This window comes from Mesorhizobium sp. WSM1497, assembly GCF_001672455.2.
Classification (GTDB): Bacteria; Pseudomonadota; Alphaproteobacteria; order Rhizobiales; family Rhizobiaceae; genus Mesorhizobium; species Mesorhizobium ciceri.
Genome location: NZ_CP021070.1, coordinates 5,740,382 through 5,753,460, shown reverse-complemented (window position 1 = coordinate 5,753,460; position 13,079 = coordinate 5,740,382). Strand labels below are relative to the sequence as shown.

The following is a 13,079-nucleotide window of genomic DNA, read 5'->3' as shown; positions in this document are numbered from 1 at the left end:
ATCTCCATTTCGGGAGTACGCGCGTGTCTTCGTTCAGTTCAATCATCGGCAGGTTGCCCGCTGTAGGCCCGGTGCTGCTTGTCACCGCCACTCTCGGGCTTGCCGGCTGCAGCCAGGAAAAAGCCGAAGTCAAGGATATCATCCGCCCGGTCAAGGTTGTCGAGATCGCGAAGGTACATGACACCCGCACGCTCTCCTATTCCGGGTCGGTGAGGGCCCGCACCGAGAGCGCTCTGGCATTCCGCGTCAATGGCAAGATCACCGAGCGCCTCGTCGATATCGGCCAGCATGTGGCCTCGGGCGATGTGCTCGCCCGCATCGATCCCATTGACTACGACCTTTCGGTCAAGAGCGCGCAGGCAGCGCTCGATGCCGCCGAGCGGCAGGTCGAGACCGTGGAACTCGCCCGCAAGCGTGCCGAGCAGCTTTTTGCCAAGAATTTTGCCCCGAAATCACAGCTCGAACAGGCGACCTTGACCTATGACCAAGCGGTCGCCACCCGTGATTCCGCCCTTTCGACACTGGCTCAGGCGAAGAACCAGGTCGGTTATACCGACCTCAAGGCCGACAGGGATGGCATCGTCACCACGGTCAGCGCCGACGTTGGCCAGGTGGTCGGTTCCGGCACGCCGGTTGTCACTGTCGCTGTCGACGGCGAAAAGGAAGTGCTGATCGCCGTCCCCGAAATGGAAATCGCCGAATTCAAGCCGGGCAAGGCGGTCAAGGCGGGCTTCTGGTCGGACGATGCGCTGGCGCTCGACGGCAAGGTCCGCGAAGTCGCCGGCAGCGCCGATCCGCAATCACGCACCTTTGCCGTCCGCGTCAGCCTGCCCAACGATCCGCGTGTGCTGCTCGGCATGACCGCCAGCATCGAAGCCACGGCGGCCAATGAGCGGCAGCTGGTCTCGATCCCCCTGAGCGCACTGGCCGAGCAAGGCACCCAATCGATCGTCTGGACCGTTGATCGTGGCGCCGACACCGTTCATGCTCGTCCGATCAAGGTTGCCGAGTTCGCCGCCGATGGCGTGCGTGTCGCGGAGGGTTTGAAACCCGGCGATGTCGTGGTCGCCGCCGGCACGCAATTCATGACCGAGAACCTCAAGGTGAAGCTCGCCGGTGATACGGCGCTGCAATCGGCATCCGCGGCGGACGGCGACGCCAAGCAGGTGCGCTGACGACAGACAACCGGCTGCGCGTTCCCGCAGCCGCTGGTTTCCGGGCGGCAGGCGCCCGACCGAGACGCTCGATTGATGTAACCCCCACATCGATTTCGCGTCCCACCGCGATGAGTGCTTCTCCGCTGGGAGAGCCTTGCCGCCCGGAAGCCACTACGAACCCTCGATTTTGTTGCGCTAGATAGATGGACCAGCGTCGATGACCAATTCCACGGAAGAGAAGCGGCCCTTCAACCTGTCGCGCTGGGCAATCGGCCATCCCGCCATTGCGCGGTTCCTGTTCGGCCTGATCATCATTTCCGGCGCGCTCGGCCTGATGCGCATGGGCCAGAAGGAAGATCCCGATTTCACCTTCCGGGTCATGGTCGTCCAGGCGATCTGGCCGGGCTCCTCGATCCAGGAGATGGAAGACCAGGTCGTCAACAAGATCGAACGCAAGCTGCAGGAAACGCCGCATCTCGATTTCGTGCGCTCCTTCACCCGCGCCGGCAGCGCCATCATCACCGTGCAGATCAAGGGCGACACCAACACCGCCGAGGTGACCGACGCGTTCTACCAGGTGCGCAAGAAGGTCGGTGACATTGCCGGTGACTTGCCACAAGGTCTGCTCGGCCCCTATTTCAACGATGAATTCGGCGACACCTTCATCACCCTGCATTCGATCAGCGGCGACGGCTTCAGCTATCCCGAGCTGAAGAAGTTCGCCATCCAGGCGCGCGACATGCTTTTGACGACGCCCGGCGTCGAGAAGGCCGTCATCATCGGCGACCAGCCTGAAAAGCTCTACATCGACGTCTCGTCCAAGGCCCTGGCCGAACGCGGCCTGACGCTGACCGATCTGCAGAATGCGATCAAGGGACAGAACAATGTCGACCCGGCCGGCTCCGTCGATACCGGCACCAACTCGGTGCGCATTTCCGTCGAGGGCGATGTCGGCAAGGTCGAGGATATCAGGAACCTGCGCCTGCGCGCCGGCGGTCAGGTCACGAGGCTGGGCGACATCGCCACGGTGAGTTCGGGGTTGCAGGATCCGTTCCAGCGAAAGTACCGCTTCAACGGTCACGACAGCGTGCAGTTGGGCGTCGTCATGGCCAAGGGCTTCAAGGTTACCGATGTCGGCAAGGATGTCGAGGCCACCTACAAGCGCTTCGAAGAGGCGCTGCCCTACGGCGTTGCGGTCGACCAGATCTCCGACCAGCCGGGCGTCGTCACCGATGCGGTGGCGGAGTTCATGCATGCGCTTGGCGAAGCGTTGCTGATCGTGCTCGTGGTCTCGTTCCTGTCGATCGGTTGGCGTTCCGGCCTGGTCATCGCCATCGCCATCCCGCTGGTGCTGGCCGCGACCTTCGCCATCATGTACGAGCTCGGCATCGACCTGCAGCGCATCTCGCTCGGCGCGCTGATCATCGCGCTCGGTCTTCTGGTCGACGACGCGATGATCGTCGTCGAGATGATGGAGCGCAAGCTGGAGGAGGGAATGGTCAAGGTCGAGGCGGCGAGCTTCGCCTATTCCTCGACCGCCTTCCCGATGCTGACCGGCACGCTGATCACCACGGCCGGCTTTATTCCGGTCGGCTTCGCGGCCTCGACCGCCGGCGAATATGTCCGCACGCTGTTCTATGTCGTCGGCATCGCGCTGATCGTCTCCTGGTTCGTCGCGGTCTATTTCACGCCATGGCTCGGCAACATGATCCTCAAGCAGCGCAAGCATGCCGGCAGCCATCACGATGTCTTCGACACGCGTTTCTACCGCCGGCTTCGTGCCACCGTCAGCTGGGCCGTGCGCCATCGCATCATCGTCCTGGTGATGACGCTGGTCACCTTCGGCACCAGCCTGTGGGCTTTCCAGTTCATTCCGCAGAACTTCTTCCCGCAATCGTCGCGGCCGGAAATCCTCGTCGACCTTTGGCTGCCGGAAGGCACCAGCATCAAGGAAGTCGAGGCGCAGGCCAAGGCGCTCGAGACCAAGATGATGGACGACAAGGACAAGCGTTTCATCGCCACCTATATCGGCGAGGGCGCGCCGCGCTTCTTCCTGCCGCTCGACCAGCAGCTGAGCAACCCCAACTTTGCCCAGTTGCTCGTCATGGCCAATGACGAACCGGCTCGCGAGCGTCTGATCGTCAAGTTGCGCACCGTTCTGGCGCAAGACTTCCCGTCCATCCGTGCCAAGGTCGATCGTCTGTTCCTCGGTCCGCCGACCGGCTGGCCGGTGCAGATGCGCGTCATGGGGCCGGATCGCCAGGAGGTGCGCCGCATCGCCGACCAGGTGAAGGCGAAGTTCCGTGAAGATCCGCTGCTTGGCGCCGTGCATGATGACTGGCTGGAGCCGGTTCCGGCGATGAAGCTGGTCATCGACCAGGATCGTGCCCGCGCACTCGGCGTCACCTCGCAGCGCATCCGCCAGATGCTGCAGGCGACGATGTCCGGCGCGCCGCTCGACGACTTCCGCGACGGCGAGGAGACGGTGTCCATCGTCGCCCGCGAGCCGAATGCCAGCCGCAGCCTGCTGTCCTCGGTCGACTCGGTCTATATCCCGACCGACTTCGGCGGTTTCGTGCCGCTGTCGCAGGTGGCCAAGGTGGTGCCGGTGCTGGAGCAAGGCATCGAATGGCGCCGCGACCGCCTGCCGACCATCAGCGTGCGCGCCACCTTGCCCGACGGCGTGCAGTCCAACGACGTCGTCACCAAGATGTACAACGACATGAAGGACCTGCGTGCGGGTCTGGCGCCCGGTTACAAGATCGAAATCCAGGGCGGTGCGGAGGATTCGGCGGAAAGCCAGGCTTCGATCGCCGCCAAGGCACCGATCATGCTGGCCGTCATTGTCGTGCTTTTGATGATCCAGCTGCAGAATTTCGGCAAGGCGATGCTGGTGCTGGCGACCGGTCCGCTTGGCATTATCGGTGCTGCCGCGGCACTCCTGATCAGCGGTGCGCCGTTCGGCTTCGTCGCCATTCTCGGCGTCATCGCGCTGCTCGGCATCATCATGCGCAACTCGATCATCCTGGTCGACCAGATCGACCAGGACATCGCCGCGGGCATGGACCGCTACGAGGCCATCATCGGTTCGGCCGTTCGCCGTTTCCGGCCGATCACGCTGACGGCGCTGACGGCGGTGCTGGCGCTGATCCCGATCTCGCGCGGCGCCTTCTGGGGTCCGCTCGCCTACGCCATGATGGGCGGCATCCTGGTTGCCACGGTGCTGACCATCCTGGTCCTGCCGGCCGGTTACGCCCTGTTCTTCGGCCGGGAGCCGAAGAAGCGCGGGGCGGAGGGACGGACGGACGATCTGGAACTGAGCCAGGAAGCCGAAAAGCCGCAACTGGCGCTGGCCGCCGAATAGATCGATCGCGCCAGTCGAAAAGGATCGGGCGCGCCGAAGCGCGCCCGATCCTTTTTATTTTTATGAGGTCAGATGACGAAGAACCAGTTGGCGAGCAGCATCACCACCACGCCGGCGACCAGCGTCAGATAGGGCAGCATGCCCGCCTTTTTGACCGAGAGGTCGGCCCCCGTCATGCCGAGATCGGCCAGCATGTGGTCGGGGAACTTGCCCTTGTCCTGAATGTAGTGTCGGAAGCAGAACACCGGGATGATCAGCGCTGCCGTGATCAGGCCGGCCCACAGCGCCATCGGGTTCCATACCTTGGCACCGGCGCCCATGAAGATCGCGTTGACATAGGCGAAGATCGCCCCGATCCCGAGCAGCCAGCTCGGCGCCTTCCAGGGCCGTGCGATATGGCCGTTGTCGATGCGGTGGATCCAGCCGGCGTTGAGGTTGAGGAAGTTGAAGATGATGTAACCGCAATTCGACACGGCGAGGATGAAGAAGAAGCTCGTCGCGTCGGCCGAGGCGATGGCCAGCACGATCAGGTTGAAGACGAGATCGGTCCACATTGCCCGTGTCGGCGCACCATGTTCGTTGACATGGCTGAGATAGCGCGGCAGCCAGCCGTCGACCGAGCCTTGGTAGAGCGTACGCGAAGAGCCGGCCATGGCCGTCATGATGCACAGCACCAGCGCCAGGATCATCAGCATCACCAACAGGCTGTGGACTAGCGCGCCGCCGCCGACCATGCCGGCCAGCGCGTCGGCGACCCCGGAGCCGTCGACGATCGGCGTCGCCAGCATACCGTTGAGGCCAAGCACGCCCTGGAAGGTGAACGGCACCAGGATGAACAGCAGCATGCACAGAAGGCCGGAATAGAAAATCGCCTTGAACGTGTCGGTGCCGGGGTTCTTGAACTCGGATGTGTAGCAGACGGCGGTCTCGAAGCCGTAGGTCGACCAGGCGGCGATGAACATACCACCAAGCACCAGCGTCCAGCCGGCGATGTTCCAGGCACCGGGCTCGGGCGCGTAGGCTGCGGCCAGCGGCACCAGCGGCGAAAAATTCGCCCAGTTGATCTGGCCGGTGACGATCGGCACCACGCCGACGATCAGCATCGGGACGATGACCAAGAGGCCGATATATTTCTGCACATTGGCGGTGCCGAGAATGCCGCGATGCTGGATCGCAAAGATGATCAGCATCAGCACTGCGCCGATGAAGAAGGTCGCGTTGAAGGTGAACGAGACCGGTCCCAGCGTGTGGCTGTAAAGCGTCCAGTTGCGGATTGCCGGCGTCGCCGCCGCGGTCACCGCTGTGATGGCGTCGGCGGCACTCGTCCCGGCATGCGCGGCGATATAGGCGACGACATCGGGTGAGGTTTCGGTGAACAGCGGCACTGGCGCCAGCGCGTTGAGGATGTAGGCGGCGGCGATCGAGCAGCCGAGCGACAGCACCGGCGACCAGGCGAACCAGTTGCACCAGACAGACAGCGGCGCGATGAACTTGGAATAGCGCAGCCAGGCGGTGGCGCCGTAGATCGACGCGCCGCCCGACTTGTTCGGAAACAGGCCGGCGATTTCGGCATAGGTGAAGGATTGCAGGAAGCCCATGATCATGGAGAAGATCCAGATCGCGAAGGCCAGCGTGCCGGTCGTGCCGGCAATGCCGCCGATCGAGAACAGGACCAGGGCCGGCACGCCGCTCGCCACCCAGAAGGCGCCGCGCCAGTCGATATTTCGGTGCAACTTGCCTTCGGCAAGCGGCTCCAGGACAGTCGTTATCGTGCTCATATGTCTTTGTTCCCCATTTTGATGTTCCCCGTTCGTGACGGCCGCGACTTCGCGAGGCTTCATCATCGACGCATGCTTTGGGCGGCTGTCGGTGTTTCCACTCAGTCGCATTTTTTTCTTAACAGTGAAGATTGATCCGGCGCGCTTTCAGGTCAAGCGATTTGTCGCGCCGTGCACATCACGCTTGCGAAACATGTCGGCTTCACACTGCCGCGGTGGGATTGTTCGGAAAAGGACCAAGGTCAGGAAGCGAAAAACCCGCCGGAGGCGGGTCGCGGCGCAAATCAGCACCATGGACGAATATGTAGCATAGCTGCCCTCAGCAGGTCAAGAAAAAATTCCTATCACGAACTGCAGCACGGCCTCACTGTCTTGGGAGGGAAGGGCCGTCAGGAACGCGGTTTGGTCTTTTGCGGATCGTAGTGGGCGAAGGCGACGACTCGCGCCGGCAGCCGCTTGGCATGGCCGTCGAGCTTGCCGATCTCGACCTCGGTACCGACAGCCGAATGGGTGACATCGAGCCTGGCCAGCGCGATGGTCTTGTTCAGCACCGGCGAGCGCATGCCTGACGTGACCACGCCGATCTGGGCACGGCCGACATGCACGCAATCGCCATGGCCGACGTCGACATTGGCGTCGATGTCGAGACCGACCAGCTTCGTCTGCGGGTGCTCCTTGCGGCGGATCAGCGCCTCGCGGCCGACGAAATCGTCGGTCTTGCTCTTCAGCGGCACGGTGAAGCCGATGCCGGCCTCGAACGGATCGGTCTGGTCGGAAAATTCGTATCCGGCGAAGATCAACCCGGCCTCGATGCGCACCATGTCCAGCGCCTGCAGTCCCATCGGCTTCAGCCCGTGAGGCTGGCCGGCTTCCCAGATGGCGTCGAAGACTTTTTCGGCGTCGCGCGGATGGCACCAGATCTCGTAGCCGAGCTCGCCGGTATAGCCGGTGCGCGAGACGACGACCGGAATGCCGTTGCCGCCACCAATGCGGGCGACGGCGAAGCGGAACCATTCGAGTTCGTCGATCGACGGCTGCAGCGGCGAGGTCCAGATCACCTCCCTGAGGATGTCGCGGCTCTTCGGTCCCTGCACGGCGACATTGTGCATCTGGTCGGTGGAGGAACGCACAAGGACATTGAGGCCGAGTTTTGTCGCCGTCTCGCGCAGCCACTCGCCAGACAGATCGTCGCCGCCGACCCAGCGGAAATTGTCCTTGCCCAGCCGCAGCAGGGTGCCGTCATCAATCATGCCGCCATGCGCGTAGCACATGGCCGAATAGACCACCTGGCCAACGCCAAGCTTCTTGACGTCGCGGGTCAGCGTGTATTGCAGCAGCGCTTCGGAATCCGGGCCGGTGACCTCGAACTTGCGCAGCGGCGACAGGTCCATGATCACCGCGTCTTGCCGGCAGGCCCAGTATTCGGCGATCGGCCCGTCTTTGGCGAAGGAATTGGCGAGCCAATAGCCCTTGTACTCCTGAAAGTTGCGGGTGTGCTTGGCAAAGCTCGAATGAAAAGCGGTCTCGCGGGTCATTTTCGGTTCCGAATCGGGCGTCATGCGTCTGGCGATCGCTCGCGAGAATTTGTGCTGGCCGGAATAGGTCCGCACATGGATGTCGGTCGGGTTCCAGCCATTGGCCGGCGTCGTGTCGTCGGGGCAGGCGGAGGAAACGCAAACGATGTCGGTGAGCGCCCTGAGCAGCACATAGTCGCCCGCCCGCGACCACGGCTCGTCGGACACCATGACGCCATGCGCGTCGATCGCCGTGTTGAAGAAGAAGTTGATCGCCATCCAGCCCGCGCGGGGATTGACGCCCTTGCCGGCCAGAGCGCCGTTGAAATTCTCCGAACAGTTGGTGTGTCCGGGATAGCCGATGTCGTCGTAATATTTGGCGGCGCAGGCGAGCGCGAAGGCGTCGTGCCGGCCGCATGTGTCCTGCACCACCTCGACCAGCGGCTCCATGTCCTGGTCATAGTATTTGGAATGCAGGCCGGGCATCGGGTAGCTCGCACCCATGAGCGTGCGCGTCGTCGTCACGTCGAGCGGATGATCCTGTCCCCTGTCCAGCTTGCGCGCCGAAAAGCACTGGAAATCGGTGCATTGGCGCCCGTCGACATCGATGATCTGCAGATAGTCGCCAGCCCTAACGAAATAGGCCTCCGCGGTCGCCGAATGGACGCGCAAATCGAGCACCGGGTCGGCAAGCGGATCAGCCAATACCGATTTCGCCGCCGGGCGGATCGTGGCGCGGCGAACGAAGACGGTCAGCGGTGTCGCCGTGTCATGACCATCGACCAGCATCGGCCCGCCGGGGGCGGCAATCAGCACCGCACCATCGCGTGCGACGGTGAAAGCCTGCTCGGTGCCGGCCGGTGTCGTGACGCCGAACACCCGCACGGCCTTGGCGTGGTCAAGCTGCACCTGCCGGCGGGCGAGCCCGCTCCGCAGGGATGCGAGACTATCGTCGCCCTCTATGAGCAGCGCTTTGATGCCGGCAGCGTTGCTGTTCGATGCCTCACCAAAAATCCCGGGATCGGTCGCGCCGGTCCTGTCCCAGGCCAGAAGTTCGCAGGCCTGGCCGCCTTCGACATTGCGCACGGTGATTGTGTCGCCGGCCTCGATGTCGATCAGCACCGCGCCGTTGCCCTGGATCGTATAACGCTCCACGCCCGGCGGCAGCGCGATCTGGCCGGGCCTCAGGATGAGGCTAGGCTTGGGCGGTCCGGCAGCAATTGCGGGGTAGGGCGACTGGCTCATCTCAGCCTTGCGGTTCGAGAAACAAGTTTGCCTGTGTGTGAAATTATTTTAGCAGCAAGAATAGCAGTGCGGTTGGGTTTGGCAAGGCGGAGGTGGCGCGCGCTTTCCCTTCTCCCCTTGTGTGGGAGAAGGGAAGACGAGCCAAGGCTAAGCCGGTCTCTCTGTATGGTTGATGTCGACGCCGTACTCCGCGCCCGAATCCAGCATCGTATGCCAAAGGCTCTCGGCAAACGTCGCAAACATCAGAACGTTGAACACCGCCTGCCCATCCGTCCGATCACCGCCGCGCCAGAGCGTGACGCTGGTGTGATCCATCGACGTCGCGGCGGCGGCGCCAACCGGAAACGCATCGGGATGCAAATCGATCGACGACAGTTTCGCCAGCATTGTCCGCGCCTTGGCGCCGGAGATGCTGACCAGAACCCGCGCATGCGACTGGTCCGACAGCGAGCCGGACAATGCGGGCTCCAGCGTCTGCATCGTGTGCTTGCCGCCCTTCGACAGCACGAAGAACTGGTCCGGTCCCGACCAGATCAGCGTTGCGTCCGAAGTCCGCACCGCCTTGGGCGCATCAGGGACAGCAACACCAAACCGAGCCTTGGCGGCTTGTCCCAGCTCGGCCGCCTGGCCGCGCCGCGCCATCACCTGGATCAGATCAAAATTGCGGATCTCGGTCAGCGAGATGCCGGCCTCGATACCGCGTGCGCCATCTGTACCGGCGACAAGCGCATGCTCGAGTGGGCTGCGAGAAACCCAGGAAAACTCAACCACGCTGGCGCCCTCCATCCGGGTCGTAGAAGACGGGATTGCAGAGTTCGACGTCATAGTCTTCGCCGCGCAATGGATCATGCGCGTGCACGATCTCGCCGATGCGTTCGCGGCCGCGTTCGACAAGCGCGAGCCCGATCCACTGATCCAACGTCGGCGAGAAGCAGACCGAGGTGACATAGCCCTGGTCGTTGCCGGGGCCGGGCGTCTGCCCCTTCGGGATGATGTGTGCGCCGGAGCGCAACCGGCGTGTCTCGTCCGTCGGCTTGATGCCGACGACGACCTGGCGATCCGGGGCTACCAGCGCCTCGCGTCCGGCCATGACGCGGCCGATATAGTCTTTCTTGGTCGACATCATCTTGCCCAGACCAAGATCGGCCGCTGTCGTCGTGCCGCTCAGTTCCGGTCCGGCGATGTGGCCCTTTTCGACGCGCATGACGCCGAGCGCCTCGGTGCCGTAAGGCGTCACGCCGAATGGCGCGCCGGCCAGCATCAGATTGCGTGCCATCGCATCGCCAAAGCGTGCCGGTACCGAGATCTCGAAGGCCATTTCGCCGGAGAACGAGATGCGGAACAGCCGCGCCTTGAGGCCGCCGCGCAATGTCACTTCGCGCGCGCCCATGAACGGAAAGCCTTCGTTGGAAAGGTCCTCGGACTCATCAACGATCTGTTTCAGCAACTCCCGCGCGCTCGGTCCGGCGATCGAGAACTGCGCCCACTGGTCGGAGACGGAAGTGAGCTGCACGTCGAGCTCCGGGAACAGCACCTGGCGGCAGAATTCGAGATGCTGCATCACCAGACCGGCCTTGGCCGTGGTGGTGGTGAGAAAATAGTGGTCTTCGGCCAGCCGCGACGTCGTGCCATCGTCATAGACGATGCCATCCTCGCGCAGCATCAGACCGTAGCGCGCCTTGCCCACTGCAAGACTGGAGAAGGTGTTGATGTAGACGCGGTCGAGGAAGGCGCCGGCATCCGGACCGTGCACGTCGATCTTGCCGAGCGTCGAGACATCGCAGAATCCGACGCCTGAGCGCACCGCCTTGACCTCGCGCGTCACCGATTCCAGCCAGTCCTTCTCGCCCGCGCGGGGGTACCACTGCGCCCGCTTCCACAGGCCGGTGTCGACGAAGACAGCACCTTGTTCCACGGCCCAGTGATGCGACGGCGTCAGCCGCGTCGCATGGAAAGTCTCGTCGCGGTGATGGCCGGCGAAGGCGCCGATGGCGACGGGCACGTAAGGCGGCCGGTAGATCGTTGTCCCGGTCTCGGGGATCGAACGGCCGCTGACCGCAGCCATGATGGCGAGGCCGGCGACATTCGAGGTCTTGCCCTGGTCGGTCGCCATGCCGAGCGTCGTGTAGCGCTTCAGGTGCTCGACCGATTCAAAACCTTCGCGCTGCGCCAGTTCGATGTCGGAAGCGGTGACATCGTGCTGGTAATCGACAAAGGCTTTTCCCTTGCCCGCGACATGCCAGAGCGGCGTCAGCGAAAAAGCCTCGTCATCGGCGGCAGGCGCGGCGCCCGCCGTACCATTGTGCCCCGTGTCACGCGCCGCTGCCGCGCCAGCGGCAAATCCCTGGCTCAGGCAGGCGCCGAGGTCAAAGTCGCCATTGGCGGCGCCCGCTGCGACCATACCGGGCGGCGCGCCGTCCGGTACGAAAGCAGCAATATCGTCGCGCCATTTCGGCCGTCCGCGATGGTAGGAGGTCAGCCCGACCGCCGGATTCCAGCCGCCGGAGACGGCAAGCCCGTCGGCTTCGACTTCCGCGCGCGCGCCGCCAGTCAGCGCTACCGCGACTTTCCTGACGCCGTCCTTACCGCCATCGACGCTGCTGACGGCTCCGTGCAGCACGGGGAAGCCGCCCTTGGAGGCCAGCGAACGATGCGCCGGCGAAATTTCGGGCCGCGCATCGATGACCGCTGCGATCTGCAGTCCGGCACCAAGTGCGGTCTCGACCGTGCGCCATCCATCCTCATTGTTGGTGAACAGTGCGACGCGTTTGGCCGGCGCCGCGGCGTAGCGCGCGACATAGGTCCGCATCGCGGACGCCATCATCACGCCGGGCGTATCATTGCCGGCAAAGACGATCGGCCGTTCGATGGCGCCGGCGGCGACGACGCAGCGCTTCGCCACGATCCGCCACAGGCGCTGGCGCACCTGGTGCTCGGGCGGCGAGGGCAAATGGTCGTTGACCCGCTCAATGGCGCCGTAGGTGCCGCCATCGTAGACGCCGAACAGCGTCGTGCGGGTCATGACGCGGACGTCGGGCATACCAGCCAGTTCAGCCAGCGTCCTTGAAATCCACTCGGCCGCAGGTTCGCCGTCGATCATTCCGCCATCCGACAGCAGACGGCCGCCGAGGACAAAATCCTCTTCGCACAGGATGACGCGGGCGCCAGAGCGGCCGGCTGCCAATGCCGCGGCCAGGCCAGCCGGGCCGGAGCCGGCGATCAGCACATCGCAATGCGCCCATGCCTTGTCGTAATGGTCGGGATCGGCGATGCCGGCGGCACGGCCAAGGCCTGCGGCGCGGCGGATCGCCGGCTCATAGATCGCTTCCCAGAACTTCGCCGGCCACATGAAGGTCTTGTAGTAGAAGCCGGCGACGAAGATCGGCGCGAACAGCTGGTTGACCGACATCACGTCGTGGCGCAGCGACGGCCAACGGTTCTGGCTGGCGGCCTCGAGCCCGTCATAGAGTTCGGCCGTCGTCGCCTTGGTGTTCGGCTCGCGCCGTGCCCCGGTGCGCAGCTCAACCAGCGCGTTGGGTTCTTCCGAGCCCGCAGTCAGGATGCCGCGCGGGCGATGGTATTTGAATGAGCGGCCGACCAGCTTGACGCCGTTGGCGATCAGCGCCGAGGCGAGCGTGTCGCCCTGGAAGCCGGAGAAAGCCTTGCCGTCGAAACGGAAGTTCAGCGGTGCCGAGCGGTCGACAAGCCCGCCATTGCCGAGCCGGTGTGTCTGCGCGCCGGCCATCACGCACCAACCTTCGCAGCGCCGGCACCAGCCGCCGGTTCGATGGAGGAAATCTCGTGCGTCAGCGTGTTGCGGGTGACCTTCAGCCAAGCCCGGCAACCACCGCCATGGTACCAGTATTCGCTGGTCGCGCCGGCGACATTGTCGCGCAGATAGACATAGTCGAAGACCTCGTCTTCCGAGGCGCCGGCCTCGGGCCGCACCGGCTTGGCGTCGCCGAGATAGGTGAACTCGCCGAGTTCGCGTTCACCGCAGAAAGGACAGGCAATGCGCATT

At 64.0% G+C, this 13,079-nt stretch carries 7 protein-coding genes; 2 read left to right on the top strand and 5 right to left on the bottom strand.

Features of this window, described 5'->3' with window-relative positions:
- The first annotated feature begins 23 nt into the window (after positions 1–23).
- Both A9K65_RS28295 and A9K65_RS28290 read left to right on the top strand, forming a co-directional pair.
- The gene (locus A9K65_RS28295) at positions 24–1,175 is read left to right on the top strand and encodes an efflux RND transporter periplasmic adaptor subunit (RefSeq protein ID WP_013532914.1); all 1,152 of its coding nucleotides are present in this window, start codon (positions 24–26) and stop codon (positions 1,173–1,175) included.
- Positions 1,176–1,374: 199 nt separating this feature from the next.
- The gene (locus A9K65_RS28290; RefSeq protein WP_064995083.1) at positions 1,375–4,521 is read left to right on the top strand and encodes an efflux RND transporter permease subunit; all 3,147 of its coding nucleotides are present in this window, start codon (positions 1,375–1,377) and stop codon (positions 4,519–4,521) included.
- A gap of 68 nt (positions 4,522–4,589) precedes the next feature.
- On the opposite strand, the gene A9K65_RS28285 is transcribed toward A9K65_RS28290, so the two are convergent.
- The 5 genes from A9K65_RS28285 to A9K65_RS28265 all read right to left on the bottom strand — a co-directional run bounded on the left by A9K65_RS28285 (position 4,590) and on the right by A9K65_RS28265 (position 13,078).
- Positions 4,590–6,299 carry an APC family permease gene (locus A9K65_RS28285; RefSeq protein WP_024502584.1) on the bottom strand — a complete coding sequence of 570 codons (1,710 nt, stop codon included), beginning with the start codon at positions 6,297–6,299 and terminating at the stop codon, positions 4,590–4,592.
- 389 nt (positions 6,300–6,688) lie between these two features.
- Entirely contained in the window at positions 6,689–9,058 is a 2,370-nt protein-coding gene (locus A9K65_RS28280; RefSeq protein ID WP_064995084.1) for an aminomethyltransferase family protein, read from the bottom strand.
- Between the two features lie 147 nt (positions 9,059–9,205).
- Positions 9,206–9,829, bottom strand: coding sequence for a sarcosine oxidase subunit gamma (locus A9K65_RS28275; RefSeq protein ID WP_064995191.1), 624 nt, complete (start codon positions 9,827–9,829; stop codon positions 9,206–9,208).
- Positions 9,822–12,803 carry a sarcosine oxidase subunit alpha gene (locus A9K65_RS28270; protein WP_064995085.1) on the bottom strand — a complete coding sequence of 994 codons (2,982 nt, stop codon included), beginning with the start codon at positions 12,801–12,803 and terminating at the stop codon, positions 9,822–9,824. Before A9K65_RS28270 ends, A9K65_RS28275 begins: the two co-directional genes overlap by 8 nt.
- On the bottom strand, positions 12,803–13,078 hold the full coding sequence (locus A9K65_RS28265; RefSeq protein WP_024502588.1) for a sarcosine oxidase subunit delta family protein: 276 nt from the start codon (positions 13,076–13,078) through the stop codon (positions 12,803–12,805). The genes A9K65_RS28270 and A9K65_RS28265 overlap by 1 nt, the downstream gene beginning before the upstream one ends.
- Position 13,079: the final 1 nt, after the last annotated feature.

Excerpts from the sequence above, each read along its gene's own strand:
- A9K65_RS28290 (WP_064995083.1), top strand. The coding sequence starts at position 1,375 with ATGACCAATTCCACGGAAGAGAAGCGGCCCTTCAACCTGTCGCGCTGG.
- A9K65_RS28285 (WP_024502584.1), bottom strand. The coding sequence starts at position 6,299 with ATGAGCACGATAACGACTGTCCTGGAGCCGCTTGCCGAAGGCAAGTTG.
- A9K65_RS28280 (WP_064995084.1), bottom strand. The coding sequence starts at position 9,058 with ATGAGCCAGTCGCCCTACCCCGCAATTGCTGCCGGACCGCCCAAGCCT.
- A9K65_RS28270 (WP_064995085.1), bottom strand. The coding sequence starts at position 12,803 with ATGGCCGGCGCGCAGACACACCGGCTCGGCAATGGCGGGCTTGTCGAC.
- A9K65_RS28265 (WP_024502588.1), bottom strand. The coding sequence starts at position 13,078 with ATGCGCATTGCCTGTCCTTTCTGCGGTGAACGCGAACTCGGCGAGTTC.